The sequence below is a fragment of the Nocardia aurantiaca genome (genome assembly GCF_009708175.1).
GTDB lineage: Bacteria > Actinomycetota > Actinomycetes > Mycobacteriales > Mycobacteriaceae > Nocardia > Nocardia aurantiaca.
On record NZ_WMBB01000006.1, the window covers coordinates 193,999 to 214,158 of the forward strand.

At 68.4% G+C, this 20,160-nt stretch carries 16 protein-coding genes; 12 read left to right on the top strand and 4 right to left on the bottom strand.

The window, feature by feature from the left end:
- Positions 1–6: 6 nt before the first annotated feature.
- Together treY and GLP40_RS14425 are read left to right on the top strand one after the other, a co-directional pair.
- Positions 7–2,415, top strand: a complete 2,409-nt coding sequence (gene treY, locus GLP40_RS14420) for a malto-oligosyltrehalose synthase (RefSeq protein ID WP_154788406.1) — start codon at positions 7–9, stop codon at positions 2,413–2,415.
- A gap of 67 nt (positions 2,416–2,482) precedes the next feature.
- Positions 2,483–2,632: a hypothetical protein gene (locus GLP40_RS14425; protein WP_154788407.1), complete on the top strand. Its 150-nt coding sequence runs from the start codon at positions 2,483–2,485 to the stop codon at positions 2,630–2,632.
- Positions 2,633–2,667: 35 nt separating this feature from the next.
- Here the strand turns inward: GLP40_RS14425 and ilvA are convergent, their stop codons facing one another.
- Positions 2,668–3,993: a threonine ammonia-lyase IlvA gene (gene ilvA / locus GLP40_RS14430; RefSeq protein ID WP_407671601.1), complete on the bottom strand. Its 1,326-nt coding sequence runs from the start codon at positions 3,991–3,993 to the stop codon at positions 2,668–2,670.
- A gap of 198 nt (positions 3,994–4,191) precedes the next feature.
- Entirely contained in the window at positions 4,192–4,629 is a 438-nt protein-coding gene (locus GLP40_RS14435; protein WP_154788408.1) for a nitroreductase family deazaflavin-dependent oxidoreductase, read from the bottom strand.
- An 86-nt stretch (positions 4,630–4,715) separates the two neighbouring features.
- Between GLP40_RS14435 and GLP40_RS14440 the strand changes: the two genes are divergently transcribed.
- Positions 4,716–4,934, top strand: coding sequence for a hypothetical protein (locus GLP40_RS14440; protein WP_154788409.1), 219 nt, complete (start codon positions 4,716–4,718; stop codon positions 4,932–4,934).
- Between the two features lie 56 nt (positions 4,935–4,990).
- On the opposite strand, the gene dnaE is transcribed toward GLP40_RS14440, so the two are convergent.
- A complete protein-coding gene (gene dnaE / locus GLP40_RS14445; RefSeq protein ID WP_328290155.1) occupies positions 4,991–8,539 on the bottom strand; it encodes a DNA polymerase III subunit alpha in 3,549 nt (1,182 codons plus the stop codon).
- Between the two features lie 187 nt (positions 8,540–8,726).
- Here dnaE and GLP40_RS14450 point away from each other — a divergent pair, with 187 nt between their 5' ends.
- From GLP40_RS14450 to acs, 7 genes are all read left to right on the top strand, one after another.
- Positions 8,727–9,917 (top strand): histidine kinase, encoded by a 1,191-nt coding sequence (locus GLP40_RS14450; protein ID WP_154788410.1) that lies wholly within the window; start codon positions 8,727–8,729, stop codon positions 9,915–9,917.
- A 46-nt stretch (positions 9,918–9,963) separates the two neighbouring features.
- Positions 9,964–10,755 (top strand): LytR/AlgR family response regulator transcription factor, encoded by a 792-nt coding sequence (locus GLP40_RS14455; RefSeq protein WP_328290156.1) that lies wholly within the window; start codon positions 9,964–9,966, stop codon positions 10,753–10,755.
- A 29-nt stretch (positions 10,756–10,784) separates the two neighbouring features.
- Positions 10,785–11,114: a hypothetical protein gene (locus tag GLP40_RS14460; protein WP_407671602.1), complete on the top strand. Its 330-nt coding sequence runs from the start codon at positions 10,785–10,787 to the stop codon at positions 11,112–11,114.
- 1 nt (position 11,115) lies between these two features.
- A complete protein-coding gene (locus GLP40_RS14465) occupies positions 11,116–12,642 on the top strand; it encodes a sodium/solute symporter (protein WP_154788411.1) in 1,527 nt (508 codons plus the stop codon).
- A gap of 150 nt (positions 12,643–12,792) precedes the next feature.
- Positions 12,793–13,146, top strand: a complete 354-nt coding sequence (locus GLP40_RS14470) for a DUF485 domain-containing protein (RefSeq protein WP_154788412.1) — start codon at positions 12,793–12,795, stop codon at positions 13,144–13,146.
- Positions 13,143–14,777, top strand: coding sequence for a solute symporter family protein (locus GLP40_RS14475; protein WP_328290158.1), 1,635 nt, complete (start codon positions 13,143–13,145; stop codon positions 14,775–14,777). Before GLP40_RS14470 ends, GLP40_RS14475 begins: the two co-directional genes overlap by 4 nt.
- A 22-nt stretch (positions 14,778–14,799) precedes the next feature.
- The gene (gene acs / locus GLP40_RS14480; protein ID WP_154788413.1) at positions 14,800–16,647 is read left to right on the top strand and encodes an acetate--CoA ligase; all 1,848 of its coding nucleotides are present in this window, start codon (positions 14,800–14,802) and stop codon (positions 16,645–16,647) included.
- 15 nt (positions 16,648–16,662) lie between these two features.
- On the opposite strand, the gene GLP40_RS14485 is transcribed toward acs, so the two are convergent.
- A complete protein-coding gene (locus GLP40_RS14485) occupies positions 16,663–17,916 on the bottom strand; it encodes a serine hydrolase domain-containing protein (protein WP_328290159.1) in 1,254 nt (417 codons plus the stop codon).
- Between the two features lie 174 nt (positions 17,917–18,090).
- Here GLP40_RS14485 and GLP40_RS14490 point away from each other — a divergent pair, with 174 nt between their 5' ends.
- Positions 18,091–19,482: an alpha/beta hydrolase family protein gene (locus GLP40_RS14490; protein ID WP_230329572.1), complete on the top strand. Its 1,392-nt coding sequence runs from the start codon at positions 18,091–18,093 to the stop codon at positions 19,480–19,482.
- 63 nt (positions 19,483–19,545) lie between these two features.
- The gene (locus tag GLP40_RS14495) at positions 19,546–20,160 is read left to right on the top strand and encodes a class I SAM-dependent methyltransferase (RefSeq protein WP_328290160.1); all 615 of its coding nucleotides are present in this window, start codon (positions 19,546–19,548) and stop codon (positions 20,158–20,160) included.

The following is a 20,160-nucleotide window of genomic DNA, read 5'->3' on the forward strand; positions in this document are numbered from 1 at the left end:
ACCGCCATGACCAGCTCGCCCGAACACCAGACCGGACCCATCGCCCGGCAGACGCCCGTGCGCAGCACCTACCGCCTGCAGCTGCGGCCCGACGCGCTCACCTTCGCCGATGCGCGCGCCATCGCCGAATACCTGCAGCAGCTGGGCATTTCGCATCTGTACCTGTCGCCCATCATGACGGCGGCGCGCGGCTCCATCCACGGCTACGACGTCACCGATCCGACCACTGTGTCGGCAGGGCTGGGCGGGCCGACCGGGCTCAAGGCCCTGGCCGACGAGGTGCGCAGCCGCGGCATGGGCCTCATCGTGGATCTGGTGCCCAACCATGTGGGCGTGGCCGATCCGCGCCAGAACCCGTGGTGGTGGGATGTGCTGCGGCACGGCAAGAAGTCCCAGTACGCCACCTGGTTCGATATCGACTGGACGCCCGGCAACGGCGCGGGCGGGCGCATCGCGCTGCCGGTGCTGGCCGGCGAGAACGATCCGGCGGCGCTGACCGTGGACCGCTCCGGACCCGAACCCATGCTCGCGTTGCACGATCTGCGCTTCCCCATCGCACCCGGCACCGATGGCGAGAACGCGCTGCGCATTCACGACAAACAGCACTATCGGCTGGTCAACTGGAAGTCCGGGCTGTGCGGATACCGCCGCTACTTCACCGTCGGCGGGCTGGCCGCCATCCGGCAGGAAGACCCGGCGGTCTTCGAGGCCACCCATCGCGAGCTGGCCGCCTGGTGCGAGCACGACCTCATCGACGGTGTGCGCGTGGATCATCCGGACGGACTGGCCCAGCCCGCCGAATACCTGCGGCGACTGCGCCAGCTCATCGGACCGCAGCGGCTGCTGCTGGTGGAGAAGGTGCTCTCCAATCGCGAACCCCTCGACGCCACCCTGCCCATCGACGGAACCACCGGCTACGACTCCCTCGCCGATATCGGCGGCGTGCTCATCGACCCCGACGGCGAAAAGCAGCTCACCGACCTGTCGCGGGAGTTCACCGGGCACGGCAGCGACCGGGCCTGGTTCACCGAGCAGGAGCACCGGATTCGCCGGGCCGTCGCCGAGACCATGCTGGTGCCCGAGGTGCGGCGGCTGGTGGCCGCCATCAAGCGCGACGCCCGCGCCGACGCCTTCGACACCATGGCGCTGACCAATGCCGCCATCGAGGTGCTGTCGTTCATGCCGGTCTACCGCACCGACTACGCGCCGCTGGCCGGCATGGTGGGCGCGGTGGTCGCGGAGGTGGCGCGGCGCAATGCCGAACTGACCGCACCGCTACAGGTGCTGGTCACCGCGCTGGCCACGGGCGGCGAGGCCGCAACCCGCTTCCATCAGGTAGGCGGGGCCATGAGCGCGAAAGCGGTGGAGGACACCATGTTCTACCGCGCCGCGCGACTGGTGTCGCTGCAGGAGATGGGCGCGGATCCGGCCCGCTTCGGCTGCTCGCCCATCGAATTCCATCTCGCCAATGCCGAACGCGCGCAACGCTGGCCGGCCACCATGACCACGCTGTCCACCCACGACACCAAGCGCGGCGAGGACGTGCGCGCCCGCATCGGCATGCTCTCGCAGGTGCCCGACATCTGGGCGCGCTCGGTCAGCAACTGGGAGGAGATCGCGCCCGGACCCGACGGCGCCACCACACTGTTCCTGCTGCAGAACATGTTCGGCGTCTGGCCCACCGACGGCCGGCCCGCCGCCGCGGTGCCCGGACTGCGCGAGCGCCTGCATCAGTTCGCGGAGAAGGCGGTCCGCGAGGCCGGGACCCAATCCTCGTGGGAGGAACCGGATATCGAATTCGAGACGGCGGTGCACCGCTGGATCGACACCGTCATCGACGGGCCGGTCGGGGCCGAACTGGGCGAGTTCGCGGCCGATCTGGCCATCCACGCCTGGACCGACGCGCTCGCGCAGAAGCTGCTGCAGCTGTGCGGTCCCGGCATCCCCGACATCTACCAGGGCTGCGAGCTGTGGGAGGACTCGCTCGTCGATCCCGACAACCGCCGCCCGGTGGACTTCACCCACCGCTCGCTGCTGCTGCAATCCCTCACCGGCACACCGGATCTCGAGCCGTCCGGCGCGGTGAAGATGTGGATCGTGGCCTACGCGCTGTGGCTGCGCCGCGAACGCCCCGACTGCTTCGTCGGCGGCACCTACACCCCGCTGTTCGCCACCGGCGACCGCGCCCAGCACCTGCTCTCCTACGCCCGCGGCCGCACGGGCGAGACCCCCGAGGTGATCGTGGCCGTCACCCGCCACAGCATCCGCCTGGACGAGGCGGGCGGCTGGGGCGACACCGTACTGGATCTGCCGCAGGGACATTGGACCGACCGGCTCACCGGCCACACCTTCTCCGGACGCGCCCGGCTGGAGAAGCTGTTCGCCCGGCTGCCGATCGCCCTGCTGGTGCGCTGACGATAGCGGCGCGGTCACCCCGCGATCGCTCATGATTCGTTCACGATCGCTGTGACAGCGTGGCCGCATGCCCGACGACGGAGTGAGCGCCCGCGGCGTCAAGGTGCTGGTCTGCGAGGACGACGAGCAGCTGGGCGAGCGGGTGCGGCGCGGGCGTGGACGAGGGGATACCTCCTGCGCGCCTGAAGGCCCCGGCGGGGCAACCGGTCCCGTGTGATCCGAACGAGGGGTCGGATCACACGGGGACACCGATCAGGTCAGATACCGGTAGGCGGGTGAGTTCGGCTCCAGCCGCTCGCACTGGATGGGCGCCCGGTCCATCCGCTCGAGCAGCGACTCGAGACCCTCGGGGGCACCCAGTTCGATGCCGACCAGGGCTGCGCCGGTCTCGCGATTGTTGCGCTTGACGTACTCGAACAGGGTGATGTCGTCCTCGGGGCCCAGGACCTCGTCCAGGAAGCGGCGCAACGCGCCGGGCTCCTGCGGGAAGTCGACCAGGAAATAATGTTTCAGGCCCTGATGCACCAGCGAGCGTTCGATGACCTCGCCGTAGCGGGAGATGTCGTTATTGCCGCCCGAGAGCAGGCACACCACCGTCGAGCCCGGCTCGACCTCGATCTCGCGCAGCGCCGCCACCGACAGCGCGCCCGCCGGCTCGGCGATCACGCCTTCGTTCTGATACAGCTCCAGCATGGCGGTGCAGATGGCGCCCTCGTCCACATGCATCATGCGGAAAGAGCCTGCGCCGGAATCGGATTCGGTCGTGGTCAGTAAAGGCAGCGAGGCGTGCGAACGGACCCGGCCGCCGAAGCGCGAGATCGCGGAGTAGGGCACCGCGCCGATCCGGCGCACGGCCGCGCCGTCCACGAACGGGTCGATCGTGGGCAGCGTCACCGGGCCACCCGCCACCAGGGCGGCGGTCATGGAAGCCGCGCCCGAGGGCTCGACGCCCAGGATCGCCGTCTGCGGCGAACGCTCCCGCAGATAGGTGCCGATACCGGCCAGGCAGCCCCCGCCGCCCACCGGCACCACCACCAGATCCGGTGCACGGCCGAGTTGTTCGAGGAATTCGGCGGCGATGGTGCCCTGCCCGGCCGCGGTGCGCGGATCGTCGAAGGGCGGGACCATGGTCGCCCCGGTGCGGGCCACATCATCGGCGGCGGCCGCGGCGGCCGCGTCATAGGTGTCGCCGACGGCCAGGAGGTCCACGAAGTCGCCGCCGTGGACGCGGATTCGGTCGCGCTTCTGCTTCGGCGTGGTGGTCGGCACGTAGATGCGGCCCTTGACGCCCATGGCCTTGCACGCGAAAGCCACGCCCTGTGCGTGGTTTCCGGCGCTGGCGGTGACCACGCCCGCGGCCTTCTCGGCATCGGTGAGCTGCACCATGAGGTTGTAGGCGCCGCGCAGCTTGTAGGAGCGGACGGCGGTGAGGTCCTCGCGCTTGAGATAGACCTCGGCCCCGGTCAGCGCCGACAGCCGCGGAATCCGTTGCAGCGGCGTCGGCTCCATAATGTTCGAAATCCGCTTGGCAGCCGCATCGATCTCGTCCGCCGTCAATTCGGGCAGCGGACCGGACACTTTCTCTGCTACAGCAAACGGATCAGACACCCGAACATGCTAGCTGGGAGCATGCGGCGGGTTGAAGGCAGCGCCACGAAATGCGCCGATCATCCGGGCCGCCGCGCCGCGCACGGCCGCGAAAATGCCCCGATGACGAGGTGATCGGGGCATTTTCTCATCGACCGCCGTGCTTCCCGGCGACTCGGCGGGCGAAGCTCAGGGGCGTGGGGTGAGAACGAAGACCGGGATCTCGCGGTCGGTCTTCTTCTGGTACTCGGCGTAGTCGGGCCAGACTTCGACGGCCCGCTTCCACCAGAGAGCCTTCTCGTCGCCGGTGACCTCCCGGGCGTCGTAGTCCTTGACCACGTCGCGATCGCGCAGTTCCACGTGCGGGTCGGCCTTGATGTTCCAGTACCAGACCGGGTGCTTGGGCGCGCCGCCCAGGGAGGCTACCGCCGCGTACATGCCATCGTGCTCGACCCGCATGAGCGGGGTCTTGCGGAGCTTGCCGGATTTGTTGCCGCGGGTGGTCAGCAGGATGATCGGCACGCCGCGCAACTCGTGCGCCTCGGCGCCGCCGGAGTTCTCGTACTGCTCGGCCTGCTCACGCGACCAGTCTGACGGACTGGGTTCATACTCTCCGATAAGTGGCATGACCTGGGTAACCGCTCACGATCATGCGTTGTTCCCGACAGAAGTTTCGGTTGCCCGAACTTTGGGTCACCGACTACCCTTACCGTATGGCAGTGGTTCACCCTACGGACACCGGGCGGCCCCGCTCGCACACCTCCGTGGACATCGCCGGTACGGCGTGGCCGGTCTACAAGCTGGAAGCCTTGTTCGCCGGTGTGGTGGTCTGCCTGATGCTCGCACTCATCACCGGGTCGGTACAGGCCGCGGTGCTGGCCGGCGCGACCGCATCGGCGGTGCGCTGGCTGCTCGCCGCGGTCCGTGACTGAAGTCCCACGCGTCGCGCGCCGGGCACACGGTGCCAGGATCGTGGTGGGCGCCGCGCTCAGCCCGCGAGACAGCCCGGACCGAGCAGCGCCTTCAGGTCCCCCATGAGTGCCGACGACGGCGAAACCCGGAGGTTGTCAGCGACTTTCAGCACCGTGGTGCGGTCGCGCGAGCCGACGTGGCGGATGTGGACGGTCGCGGTGCCCGGATGCCGGGACAGCACCCGCTTGAGCTCGCCGATCTTGTCAGGGGTGCACAGGCGGGTGGGGATGACCACCGCCAGCGGCTTGTCGACGCCGATAGACGAAAGGTCCGGCACCACAAGGTCATTGGCGATGAGCGAGACACGATCGTCACGGGCGCTCACGCGGGCCTTGACAAGAACGATGGCGTCCTCGGTGACATCCATGCCGTAGACCGAGTAGGACTGCGGGAAGAACAGCACCTCGATGCCACCGGTGAGGTCCTCGAGCTGGGCCGAGGCCCAGGGCAGGCCGTTCTTGTTCACGCGGCGGGTGACGTTGGCGAAGATGCCGCCGATGGTGACCTGCGCGCCGTCCTTGACATCGCCTTCGAGGATGGCCGGGATCTGGGTGTCGGACTGGGCCGCGAGGACGTGCTCGACACCGTTGAGCGGATGGCCGGACACATAGAGGCCCAGCATCTCCCGTTCCAGGGCGAGCTTGTGCTTGGTCTCCCATTCCTCGTCGGGAACCCTCACATTGAAGACGCTGGCGATGGACTCGTCACTGTCGTCGAGGCCGCCGAAGAGGTCGAACTGGCCGATCGCCTCGGCCTTCTTGGTGGACATGACCGCGTCGATGGCGTCGGAGTGCACCAGCATCAGGCCCTTGCGCGGATGCCCGAGCGAGTCGAAAGCGCCCGCCTTGATGAGGGATTCGGTGACCTTCTTGGTGCATGCGATGGCGTCGATCTTATTGAGGTAGTCGGAGAAGTCGGTGAACTTCGACTTCTCCTTGCGCGCCTGGATGATCGAGGCGACGACGTTCGCGCCGACGTTACGAACAGCCCCCATACCGAAGCGAATGTCATTGCCCACGGAGGCGAATTCGAGCTCGGACTCGTTGACGTCGGGCGGCAGCACCTGGATGCCCAGGCGGCGGCAATCGGCCAGATAGACGGCGGCCTTGTCCTTGTCGTCACCGACGGAGGTGAGCAGACCCGCCATGTACTCGGCGGGATAGTTGGCCTTGAGGTACGCGGTCCAGAACGACACCAGACCGTATCCGGCGGCGTGCGACTTGTTGAACGCGTAACCGGCGAACGGGAGGATCGTGTCCCACAGCGCTTTGATGGCGGGTTTGCTGAATCCGTTCTCCAGCATGCCCTTTTCGAAGCCCTCGAATTCGGCCTCGAGGACCTCGGCCTTCTTCTTACCCATGGCGCGGCGCAGAATGTCCGCTCGGCCGAGGGAGTATCCGGCGACCTTCTGCGCGATCTGCATGATCTGCTCCTGATACACGATCAGGCCGTAGGTATCACGCAGGATGTCCTTCAGGGGCTCTTCGAGCTCCGGGTGGATGGGCTTGACCTCTTGCCGCCCGTTCTTGCGGTCGGCGTAGTCGTTGTGCGCGTTCATGCCCATGGGGCCGGGGCGGTAGAGCGCGAGCACGGCGACGATGTCCTCGAAGCCGGTGGGGATCATGCGGCGCAGCAGATCTCGCATGGCCCCACCGTCGAGCTGGAACACGCCGAGGGTGTCGCCGCGGGCGAGCAGTTCGTAGGTGGCCGCGTCCTCGAGCGGCAGAGTGTCGAGGTCGAGTTCGATGCCGCGGTTGGCCTTGATGTTCGCCAGGGCGTCGCCGATGACGGTGAGGTTGCGCAGACCCAGGAAGTCCATCTTCAGCAGGCCGATGGCCTCACACGACGGGTAGTCCCAGCCGGTGATGATGGCGCCGTCCTGCGCGCGCTTCCAGACCGGGATCGCGTCGGTCAGTGGCTCGCTGGACATGATCACGGCGCAGGCGTGCACACCGGCATTGCGGATCAGACCCTCGAGACCGCGCGCGGTCTCGTAGATCTTGTTGACGTCCGGATTGGTGTTGATGAGCTCGCGGACCTCGGCGGCCTCTTTGTACCGCTCGTGCTCGGGATCCATGATGCCCGAGAGCGGAATGTCCTTGGCCATGATCGGCGGCGGCAGCGCCTTGGAGATCTGGTCCGCGATGGCGAAACCAGGCTGGCCGAACTGCACGCGGGCCGAGTCCTTCAGCGCCGCTTTGGTTTTAATGGTGCCGAAGGTGATCACCTGGGCGACCCGGTCGCTGCCCCATTTGTCGGTGGCGTAGCGGACCATTTCACCGCGGCGGCGATCGTCGAAGTCGATATCGATATCGGGCATGGATACGCGCTCGGGATTGAGGAAGCGCTCGAACAGCAGACCGTGCGGAATCGGGTCGATGTTCGTGATGCCCATGGCGTAGGCGACCAGCGAGCCGGCCGCCGAACCACGGCCCGGACCGACATTGATGCCGACCGAGCGGGCGTAGGTGATCAGGTCACCGACGACGAGGAAGTAGGCCGGGAAGCCCATCTCGTTGATGACGCCGAGTTCGTACTTGGCGCGCGAGATGTACTCCTGCGGCGGCCCGCTCGGGAAGCGGCGGTCCAGGCCCGCCATCACCTCGTGCTCGAGCCAGGTGGCCTGGGTGTGGCCCTCGGGCACCGGGAAGATCGGCATGCGGTCGCGGTGCGACCAGACCTCGTCGTAGGACTGGACGCGTTCACCGATGAGCTCGGTGTTGTCGCACGCGCCGGGGACCTCCGCGTCCCAGATGGCGCGCATCTCCTCGGCGGACTTCAGGTAGTAGCCGGAGCCGTCGAACTTGAAGCGGGTGGGGTCGGACAGCGTCTTGCCGGTCTGAACACACAGCAGCGCTTCGTGGTTGGCCGCATCGGCCTCGTGCACGTAGTGGCAGTCGTTGGTGGCCAGCGGCGGGATGCCCAGCTTCTTGCCGACTTCGAGCAGGCCCTCGCGAACCCGGCGTTCGATGGACAGCCCGTGATCCATGATCTCGAGGAAGAAGTTCTCGGGACCGAAGATCTCCTGCCACTTGGCGGCGGCCTCGAGGGCCTCACGCTCGTGGCCCAGGCGCAGGCGGGTCTGCACCTCGCCCGACGGACAGCCGGTAGTGGCGATGATGCCCTCGGCGTGCTCGGCGATGATCTCGGCGTCCATGCGCGCCCACTTGCCGAGCTGGCCCTCGATGGAGGCCAGTGAGGACAGCTTGAACAGGTTGCGCAGGCCGGTCGCGTTCTCGGCGACCATGGTCATGTGGGTGTAGGAACCCGAACCGGAGACGTCGTCGCTCTTCTGGGACGGGTCTCCCCACAGCACGCGCTTGGTGTTGAAGCGGGAGTCGGGCGCGATGTAGGCCTCGATGCCGATGATCGGCTTGATGCCCTGCTTCTTGGCGGAGTTGTAGAACTCCGAGGCGCCGTACATATTGCCGTGGTCGGTCATGCCGACGGCGGTCATGCCCAGCCGGGTCGCCTCTTTGAACAAGGGCGTGATCTTCGCCGCGCCGTCGAGCATCGAGTACTCGGTGTGGTTATGGAGGTGAACGAATCCCGACGAGGCTGACACCCCGACATACTATGCGGCCCCACTGACGAGTTTCGAAGGCACGCGGAGGCGGATCGGTCTTCCGGCGTGCCGTCCTCGCGTGTCGCGAGTTCACCCCGACGGCACAATGGCGAATGTCACTTCGGCAACGGCTCGGTGATAATCAGGCAGTGGACAGGTTGCGACGCGGTTCCGCGGACGGGGCGGCATGACCGCGACCGTCGCGGCGATCCTGGTCTCCGGTGCGCTGATCGCCGGCGCGCTGCTGGCCTGGCCGCGAACCCGGCGCACGGTCACCACACCCGCCGAGCGCGCCGTCCACACGGTCCTGCACACCGCCTCCCAAGCGGCCCGCCCGCTGCGCCGGGGCCTGACCGCCGACTCCGCCGCCCAGGCCGCCCCGCATCTGCGCGCCCTGACGGGGGCCGAGGCGCTGGGCATCGCGGATACCGAGGGAACACTGCTGGCCTGGGACGGCCCTCATTCGGAACTGGCCGAGATCTTCACCGACGCGGCCCGTCGGGCCATCTCGACCGCCCGCCCACTGCTGGTCTCCGGCCCCGGCGCCGGGACTCACGTCGTGATCGCGCAGCCGCTGTCCACCGAATACGGCGGCATGGCGGGCGCTCTCGGCGCGATCATCACCGGGCAGCCCGATCCCGGAATGCTGGGCGCGGTCGCCGAGGTCGCCCGATACGCCTGCGGACAGATCGAATTGGCCGAACTCGACGCCTCCCGCGCACGCCTCGACCGCGCCGAGGTTCGCGCGCTGCGCGCTCAGATCAGCCCCCATTTCATCTACAACGCGCTCAATACCATCGCGTCCTTCGTGCGCACCGACCCCGCCCGGGCGCGCGAACTCATCCTCGATTTCGCCGACTTCACCCGCTATTCTTTCCGCACCGCGGGCGAATTCACCGTTCTGGCCGACGAACTGAAGAACATCGACCGCTATCTCGTCCTGGAGCGCGCGCGTTTCGGCGACGCCCTTCAGGTCAGGCTCCGGATCGCCCCGGAGGTCCTGGGAGTGGTGCTCCCCTTTCTCGCCCTGCAGCCGCTGGTGGAGAACGCGGTGCGCCACGGTCTGGCTTCCAAACCGTCCGGCGGCACCCTCATTCTGGTGGCGGCCGACGAGGGCACCGACTGCGTCATCACCGTCGAAGACGACGGCGTGGGCATGGACCCCGACATCCTCCGCTCCGGGGCGCTGGACGCCATCGAAACCGGCTCCGCGGCAACCGGTTCCCCCGAATCCGCCCATATCGGCCTGGCGAATGTGGACGACCGGCTGCGGGCCGCCTTCGGCGACGACTACGGCCTCGTGGTGGAAACCGCCCCCGGCGCCGGCACCAAGATCATCATGCGGATCCCCAAATTCCGCGCCGGCATCCACACCTGAACGCGCCCCGCCATCGTCGTGGACCACATCGTACGATGAGGCCGTTGTGACTCAGACCACCGCGAAGGGGCCGGGCGCGCTGCGCGTACTGGCCGTGGACGACGAGAAACCTGCTCTGGACGAGTTGGTGTACCTGCTGCGCGCGTTGCCCGAGGTCGGCGAGATCCACGCAGCCGGTGATGCCACGGCGGCCCTGCGGGTATTGCGGGCGCGGTCGGTGGACGCGGTTTTCCTGGATATCAATATGCCCGGACTGGACGGGATGGAGCTGGCCGGGATTCTGTCGGAGTTCGCGGCGCCGCCCGCGGTGGTGTTCGTGACCGCGCACGATGACCGGGCGGTGGCGGCGTTCGACCTGGGAGCCCTGGACTACCTGCTGAAACCGGTGCGGCAGGCGCGGCTCACGGAATCGGTGCGGCGGATCGCCGCGGGGCGGACGGCGCCGGCGCGGGAGGACCAGCGATCGGACCCGCACGCGGTGATCCCGGTCGAACTGGGCGGCGTCACCACGCTGGTAGCGCGGGACAGCGTGGCGTGGGTCGAGGCCGACGGGGATTACGCGCGGCTGCATACCGACACGGGCTCGCACCTGGTGCGGGTTCCGCTCTCGGAACTGGAGAAGCGCTGGCGCGATGCGGGATTCGTGCGGGTGCACCGGTCGTATCTGGTCGCGCTGCGTCAGGTGGCCGGCCTGCGGACGGTGGGCAGCGGCACGGTGGTGTGCCTGCGCGCCGGCGGCTCCGCCCCGGCGGTCGAATTGCCGGTCGCCCGCCGGCAGGTACGCGAGCTGAAGCAGCGATTGATTCCCGCGGCGCACCGCACCCGGACAGTCCGGTGAGCGCGGAGCGGAAACCGGCGCGGGAACGGGTGGTCTTGGCCGAGCGGCGCGGAGCCCGGGTGGTGCGGACGCGGGTGGAGGTCGAGGAACAGACCGAGGTGGGCGCGGTACTCATCGGCGGATTGATCCGCGCTCAGTTCGGGCTGGCGGTGCGGCTGGGACTGGTGACCGTGGTCGTGCTGGGGGCGTTGCCGCTGGTTTTCCTGGGTCCCCTCGGGGCGGCGACGGTGTTCGGGATCCGGCTTCCGTGGCTGTTGCTGGGGCTGCTGGCCTACCCGCTGCTGTACGGCGTGGGGCGGATGTACACGCGACTGGCGGAGCGGAACGAGCAGGACTTCGATGAACTGACCGGGGACTGAGATGGTGTCACACGCCTCGGTGCCCACCCTGGTCGCGCTGCTGGCCTCGGCGGTCGCGACGGTCGGATTCGCGGTGTACGGGGTGCGGCTGGCGCGCACCACCTCCGACTTCCTGGTGGCCTCGCGCAGCGTCGGACCCCGGTTCAACGCGGCGGCCATCTCCGGTGAATATCTATCCGCCGCTTCATTTCTCGGCGTCGCGGGCCTGATCGCCAAGTACGGCGCGGACGCGCTGTGGTATCCGGTGGGATTCACCGCCGGATACCTCGGGCTGCTGATGTTCGTGGCCGCGCCGCTGCGGCGGTCGGGGGCGTACACGGTGCCGGACTTCACCGAATTCCGGCTCGGCTCTTTGCGTTTGCGGCGGTTGGCGTCGCTGGTCGTGGTGCTGGTGTGCGCGGTATATCTGATCCCGCAGTTCCAGGGGGCCGGATTGACACTGCGGATTCTGCTGGGCGTTCCCGGGTGGGTCGGGGCGGTCGCGGTGGGGTCCATCGTGATCGGGACCGTCGTCGGCGGCGGGATGCGGTCGATCACCTTCGTGCAGGCATTCCAGTACTGGCTGAAACTGACCGCCGTCGCGCTGCCCGCGCTGGTGCTGACCGCGCACTTCTTCGGCGACCGCCCGGCGACAGCCGACCTCGGCCCCTGGCTGCGGCCGGGCGGCGGACTGGGCGGCCCACATCCGCTGTACGCGGTGTATTCGCTGATCATCGCGACTTTTCTCGGCACCATGGGTTTACCGCATGTGCTGGTGCGCTTCTACACGAATCCGGACGGCCGAGCCGCGCGGACCACGGCCGCGACGGTGATCGGACTGGTCGGCGCGTTCTACCTGTTCCCGACCCTGCTGGGCGCGTTCGCGCGGATATACGCACCGCAGACGCTGGGCGCGGATGCCTCCGATGCCGCCGCGCTGCTGCTGCCGGAATCGGTGCTGGGCGGATTGCCCGGACAGTTGCTGGGTGCGCTGGTCGCCGCCGGTGCGCTGGCGGCCTTCCTGTCCGCCTCCTCCGGACTGCTGGTGAGTATCGCCGGTGTGGTCAGCACCGATCTGCTACGGGGCCGAATTCGTGATTTCCGGGTGGCGGCACTCATCGCCGGCGCTGTGCCGCTGGCGCTTTCGCTGATGGTGGTCTCACTGGATCTCTCGCGCACGGTCGGACTGGCCTTCTCGGTGGCGGCGTCGACGCTGTGCCCGCTGCTCACCCTGGGCATCTGGTGGCGCGGCCTGACCGCTACGGGCGCGGCCGCGGGATTGATCGCCGGCGGGCTGATGTCCGGTGCGGCGACCGCGGTTTCGGTGGCGGGCGGCGTGCCGGACCGGGCGGCCGGCGGGTGGCCGGCGGCGGTGCTGAGCTATCCGGCGGCGGTGAGCGTGCCGCTGGCCTTTGCCACCATGGTCGCGGTCAGCGGATTCACCCGCGGTCAGTCTGCGCGCGAGGTGGCCCGCGCCTTCGCCCGTCTGCACGCTCCCGAACGCCTGGGCATGGGCGCGGACCGTGAACGCGGCCTGCGATCGGCCTGAGCGGGCCCGACCGTTCGGCGCGCGGAATCGACCGTTCGGCTCAGGAAGCGGGTCCTTCGCCGAGTGACCCCGGACACAGCATGTGCCGACCACGCATAGCTGATTAACGTTCCGCGGCAAGTAAGCCACGTCACACGCTAGGACCGTTCGATGAGCAGTATCGAGCTCGGCGCCACGCCGCCGCATACCCCCACGGCGGCGGAATTCGTCGCCATGCAGGCCGGCCCGGAATTCCAGGAACTTCGCAATCGGCTGCGCCGCTTCGCTTTTCCCATGACCGCCCTGTTCCTCACCTGGTACCTGATGTACGTGCTGCTCGGCGCGTACGCGCACGACTTCATGGCGCACAAGGTGATCGGGCACGTGAACGTGGGCCTGCTGCTGGGGCTCGGGCAGTTCGTGTCCACGTTCGTGATCACCGGCCTGTACGTCCGGTTCGCCAACCGGGAACTGGATCCGCGCGCGGCCGCGCTGCGCGCCGAGCTCGAGGAGGGCCGGGCGTGAACACCCTGACCTACGCCGCCGCCGAAACCGTCGGTAAACCGGCCGTCAATATCGCCATCTTCGCTGTGTTCGTCGCCGTCACCATGGTCGTGGTGGTGCGGGCCAGCCGGTCCAATGCCGGCGCGGCGGATTTCTTCACCGGTGGACGCGGGTTCTCCGGCCCGCAGAACGGCATCGCCATCGCGGGCGACTATCTGTCGGCCGCGAGCTTTCTCGGCATCGCGGGCGCCATCGCGGTGTACGGATACGACGGGTTCCTGTACTCGATCGGCTTCCTGGTGGCCTGGCTGGTCGCGCTGTTGCTGGTCGCCGAAATGCTGCGGAACACCGGCAAATTCACCATGGCCGATGTGCTGAGCTTCCGGCTGCGGCAGGGTCCGGTGCGCACCGCCGCGGCTCTGTCCACGCTCACGGTGTCGCTGTTCTATCTGCTGGCGCAAATGGCGGGCGCGGGCGGCCTGGTGGCGCTGCTGCTCGATATCAAGAGCCGCACCGGGCAGTCGGTGGTGATCGCGGTCGTCGGCCTGCTCATGATCGTGTACGTGCTGGTCGGCGGCATGAAGGGCACCACCTGGGTGCAGATCATCAAGGCGGTGCTGCTCATCGTGGGCGCGGCCTTCATGACCGTACTGGTGCTGGGTAAGTTCGGCTTCCACTTCTCCGACATCCTCGGCTCGGCGCAGCAGCACGTGTCGGAGTCGACGAACAAGGCCATGGCCAAGCGGGACGTCCTGGCCCCCGGCGCACAGTACGGCGCGAACGGCACCACCAAGCTGAACTTCGTCTCGCTGGGTCTGGCACTGGTACTCGGCACGGCGGGCCTGCCGCATGTGCTCATGCGCTTCTACACCGTGCCGACCGCCAAGGAGGCACGCCGCTCGGTGGTATGGGCAATCGGCCTGATCGGCGCGTTCTACCTGTTCACGCTGGTGCTCGGCTACGGCGCGGCCGCCATCGTGGGCCCGGACAGGATCCTGGCCGCAGCGGGCGGCCAGAATGCGGCCGCCCCGCTGCTGGCGTTCGAACTCGGCGGCGTGGTGCTGCTGGCCGTCATCTCGGCGGTCGCCTTCGCCACCATCCTGGCGGTGGTCGCGGGTCTGACCATCACCGCCTCGGCGTCCTTCGCGCACGACATCTACGCGGGAGTCATCAAGCGCGGCGATGTCACAGAGAGCGAACAGCTGCGGGTCTCACGCATCACCGCTGTGGTGGTGGGGTTGCTGGCCATCGGTCTCGGCATCCTGGCCAACGGGCAGAACATCGCGTTCCTGGTCGCGCTCGCGTTCGCGGTGGCGGCCTCGGCGAACCTGCCGACCATTCTGTACTCGCTGTTCTGGAAGCGGTTCAACACCACCGGCGCGCTGTGGAGCATGTACGGCGGACTGATCTCCACCATCGTCTTGATCGTCTTCTCCCCCGCCGTATCCGGCTCCAAGACCGCCATGGTGCCCAGCCTGCACATCGACTGGTTCCCGCTGTCCAACCCGGGCATCGTATCCATCCCGCTCGCCTTCGTGCTCGGCATCGTCGGCACCTTGCTGAGCAAGAACACCGAGGACCCGGCGAAGGCCGCCGAAATGGAGGTGCGCGCCCTCACCGGCGTCGGCGCCGAAAAGGCCGTCGCGCACTGACCGCTGTAGAGGAGATATCGCCATGAGCAACATGATCACCGCGACCGAGTTCTGGGCCGAACAGGCCGGGCGGCTGCACTGGGCCCAGCCCTGGACCCGCGTATTGGATTGGGACGGAGCGCCTTTCGCGAGATGGTTCGCGGGCGGCACGCTCAACGTCGCCTACAACTGCATCGACCGGCACGTGCTCGACGGCCACGGCGACCAGGTCGCCATCCACTGGGAGGGTGAGCCGGGCGATACCCGCGACCTCACCTACTCCGACCTGCTGGCCGACGTGTCCAGGGCGGCGAACACGCTCGCCGGGCTCGGTCTGCGGTCCGGTGATCGTGTCGCCATCTACATGCCGATGATCCCCGAGGCCATCGTCTCGATGCTCGCCTGCGCCCGGCTCGGACTGGTGCACTCAGTGGTCTTCGCCGGCTTCTCCGCGAGCGCGCTGCGTCAACGGGTCGACGACGCCGAGGCCCGACTGGTCATCACCAGCGACGGCCAGTGGCGGCGCGGCAACGCGGCCCCGCTCAAGGCCGCCGTCGACGAGGCCCTCGCCGAGGGCGATTCGACCGTCGAGCACGTGCTCGTGGTGCGCCGCACCGGCATCGACACCGCGATGACCTCCGGCCGCGACCTGTGGTGGCACGAGACCGTCGCGAACGCCTCCCCCGAGCACGAGGCGCAGGCCTTCGACGCCGAGCATCCGCTGTTCATCCTCTACACCTCCGGCACCACCGGAAAGCCCAAGGGCATCCTCCACACCTCCGGCGGCTACCTGACCCAGGCCGCCTACACCCACGAGGTCGTCTTCGACCACCGGCCGGGGCGAGACGTATACTGGTGCACCGCAGACATCGGCTGGGTCACCGGGCACTCCTACATCGTCTATGGGCCGCTGGCGAACCGCGTCACCCAGGTGGTGTACGAGGGCACCCCGAACTTCCCGGACGAGCACCGGCACTTCGAGATCATCGAAAAGTACGGCGTCACCATCTATTACACGGCGCCGACACTGGTCCGCACGTTCATGAAGTGGGGCCGCGAGATTCCCGCAGCCCACGATCTGACGAGCCTGCGGCTGCTCGGCTCGGTCGGTGAACCCATCAATCCCGAGGCCTGGCGCTGGTATCGGGAAGTCATCGGCGGTGACCGGACTCCCATCGTCGACACCTGGTGGCAGACCGAGACCGGCGCCATCATGATCTCGCCCCTGCCCGGGACCGCCAACGCCAAGCCGGGCGCGGCCATGACCCCGGTGCCCGGCATCCACGCGAAGATCGTCGACGAGGACGGCAATGATCTCGGCGACCGCGACGCCGACGGCCTCCTGGTGCTCACCGAGCCCTGGCCGTCCATGGCCCGCGGCATCTGGGGCGACCCGCAACGTTTCCGCGAAACCTACTGGGACCGATTCGCCTCCGCCGGTTGGTATTTCGCGGGTGACGGGGCCCGACTGGACGCCGACGGCGACCTCTGGATCATGGGCCGCGTGGACGATGTCATGAACGTCTCCGGCCACCGCATCTCCACCGCCGAAGTGGAGTCGGCACTGGTCGGCCACTCCGGCGTCGCCGAGGCCGCGGTGGTCGGCGCCGCCGATGCCACCACCGGGCAGGGCATCGTCGCATTCGTCATCCTCACCGCCGAAACCGCCGACACCGGAGCCGATCTGGTGCACGAGCTGAAGGCCGAGGTCTCCCGCGAGATCAGTCCCATCGCCAGACCGCGCGATATCCACGTGGTTCCCGAGCTGCCCAAGACGCGCTCCGGCAAGATCATGCGCCGCCTCCTGCGCGACGTCGCCGAGGGCCGTGAGCTCGGCGACATCTCGACCCTGGTGGATCCCGACGTCTTCGCGGCGATCGCCCGGCGCTGAGGTCGCGTCCGCCGGTCAGGCAGCGGCGGGTTCGACGTGGGTAGGGGTGCGACGCGCTGCGTGAGCGCCCCGCACCGCCAGCGGCAGCACCCATGCCGACGCGAGTTGGTCCAGGCTCGTCGACCCGCCGATGCCGAGCCGATTGTGGACGAATCCGACGGAGAGTCCCAGGCGGGGTTCGGCCCAGCCGAACGATCCGCCCAGACCGATATGCCCGAAGCCCGCGCGGGCACCCGGAACGGGCAGCGAGTGATAACCCATGTGCCACATCATCGGGACGTAGAACAGCGCGCGGTCGAGCCGGTAGCTCTCCACGCGCCGCATGGCCCTGATGGTCGCCGGCGACAGGAAGCGGCGGCCCTGGTGCATGCCCTCGTTGGCGAGCGCGCTGTACACCGTGGCCAGGCCCTTCGCGGTGCAGACCCCATTGCCCGCACCCAGCTCTGTGCGCAGGATGGGCGGATCGTCGCCTTCGAGCAGCTGATCCAGGCCGGGCAGGAACAGCGCGCGGACCACGGCACCCAGCGGGCCGGGCACGGAGTAGGCCCGGCCCAGGGCCAGCGAGACGTAGTCGGTGCCGACCGCAGACAGCTTGTTGCCGTACAGCATCGCGGCGCTGGTGGGCGATCCGGCCGGCGGGCGGCCCAGGTGAATGCCCTCGGTGCCCAGCGGTTCGGCGACCTCGGTGCGGAACAGTTCGGCCATGCCGCGGCCGGTGACCGCGCGCGCCAGCCCCGCCAGCAGCCAGCCGTAGGTGAGCGCGTGATAGGTCGGAAGGCCCAGCAGGTGATCGGGTTTCGCGGCGGCCAGGCGCTCTTCCATCATGCGGTGGTCGAGCACGTCTTCCAGGCCGCGGGCGATCTCGGGCAGCCCGTACAGGCCGGCGCGGTGGGACAGCAGCTGCCGTACGGTGATCCGTCCCTTGCCGTTGGCGGCGAATTCGGGCCAGTAGTGAGCGACGGGGGCGTCGTAGTCGATCAGGCCGCGGTCGGCGAGCCGGTGGATGACCGTGGCCGCAATGCCTTTGGTTGCGGAGAAGACGATAGCGCCGGTGTCGGCGTCCCAGGGCCGGCGCGGTGCGGCCTCCCCGGTCCAGATCTCGACCAGCGGCTCTCCACGCAGGTGCACAGTGAGCGCCCCTCCGGCGCCCGGTTTACCGCCGACCATCCGCGCGAATGTACGTACCAGGGGACGGAATTCGGCGGTCGCGTACCCACCCACCGTGGTGGGTAGTTCCACGAGCCCCGTGGAGAAAGCGTCATTGCTCACAATTCCACGGTACGAGCGCTGGCGGCGCGGGGCAATGGCGATACGGCGGAGTTATTCTCCCCGGCCGAGTGGTTATTCGGGCTGGCCGGGTAGCGACAATGGCGTTATCGGGACAAGGTTTACCGAGATCGGGCGCGCTCGGGTGATCGGCGGCCGGCTGCGTAGGCTGTGGCCATGCGAAGGCCGTGGTCGTTGCTCGCGCCGGTGCTGGTCATGCTCGCACTCGTGCTCGCCGGATGTTCGTCGCCGATGCGGGAGGCCGCGCCGGGCGGTTTGACCGGGGACTGGCACGGAAGCATCGAGATTCCCGACCATCCGCTGGCCGTGGGGGTCACCTTCACCGATGAGGGCAAGGCCACCATCGACATTCCGGCACAGGGCGTCGACGCCGCTCCGCTCGGCGATGTGAGCAACGATCCCGATGACGTGGCCTGGACCCTCGCCAAGATGCCGGGCAATCCGTCGTTCCAGGGCAAGTACGACAAGGGCTCCGACAGCATCAAGGGCCGGTTCAGCCAATCCGGGCAGACCTTTCCGCTGAACCTGACCCACGGCAAAGTCGAGGGTCCGCCGCGGCCTCAGGAGCCGAAACCGCCGTACCCGTACAAGTCCGAGGACGTCAGCTACCCCAGCGGGGACATCACCATCGCGGGGACGCTGACCGAGCCCAACAGCGGCGGGCCGTTCCCGACCGTCGTGCTGATCAATGGCAGCGGACCCAATGACCGCAATGAGGAACTGCTGGGCCACAAGCCGTTCCTGCTGCTGGCCGACACCCTCACCCGCGCGGGTTACGCGGTGCTGCGCACCGACAAGCGCGGCGTCGGCAAGACCGGCGGGCACCTGGACAGCGCGACCTATCAGGAACTCACCGACGACATCGGCGCCGGAATGGCCTTCCTGCACGGGCGTTCGGAGATCGACGCCAAGCGGATCGGCCTGCTCGGCCACAGCGAGGGCGGATATCTCGTGCCGCTGTACGCCACGAGGCCGGACAGCGGGGTGGCGTTCGTGATCATGATGGCGGGGCCGTCGGTGCCCGGGTCGGATGTGCTGGTGGAACAGAACCGGCTGATCCTCACCGCACAGGGGGCCACGCCCGAGCAGATCAGTCAGCAGGTCGCGTTCTCCTCGACGCTGGCGACGCTGCTGCGCTCGGGTGATCTGGAGGCCGCCAAGACCTATGTGCGGCAGCACAATGACAGCCTGCCCGCCGACAAGAAGCTGTCCGAGGCGGATATCGACGATCTGGTGACGCCGTACATGGCCGCGCTGGTCGACTACGACCCGGCCCCGGCGCTGTCGGCGCTGCGGGTGCCGGTGCTGGCCCTCTACGGCAGCAAGGATCTCCAGGTGCCCGCGGCCCAGAACGAGGGTCCCGCGCGCACGCTGCTGGCCGCCGATCCGGACGCGACCGTGCACGTCTTCGACGGGCTCAATCACCTGATGCAGCCCGCCGACAAGGGCACGCCCGACGAATACGCGAAGATCGAGACCACCATCGACCCGCAGGTGCTCACCTTCGTGACGGATTGGCTGACGCAACGATTCCCGCCTGCCCGCTGACCGGGCACGCGCACAGTGCGCGAAGCAGTGGCGCACGCGCGCTTCGCTTGTAAGAGTGATGTGGTGGGAATCTACGAAGACCGGGTGCTGCCCAGGCTGATCGACCTGTGCTGCGGTGCGAAGCAGATGGATCCGGAGCGGCAGCGGGTCTGCGCCGACCTGCACGGGCGCGTGGTCGAGATCGGGTTCGGGTCCGGGCGCAATGTCCCGTTCTATCCGGGCTCGGTGAAGTCGGTGAGCGCGGTCGAGCCCGCCGACCTCGGGTGGAGACTGGCCGCCGAACGGTTGGCCGCCGCGACGGTTCCGGTGGAACGCGCCGGTCTGGACGGACAGTCGCTGCCATTCGAGGACGACAGCTTCGATTCCGCGCTGTCGACGTGGACGCTGTGCACCATTCCGGATGTCGAGACCGCGCTCGCCGAAGTGCGCCGAGTGCTGGTGCCCGGCGGTACGTTCCATTTCGTCGAGCACGGTCTCGCCCCCGATGCCGGTGTCCAGAAGTGGCAGCACCGGTTCAACTCGGTGCAGAGGACGCTGGCCGGTGGCTGCCACCTCAACCGCGATATTCGCGGCCTGATCGAAGCCGCGGGATTCGAAATCCGCGATATCGATCGGTACTACCAGCAGGGCCCGAAGCCCTGGGTCGCGCTCTCATTGGGCGTCGCGATCGCCGCGTGA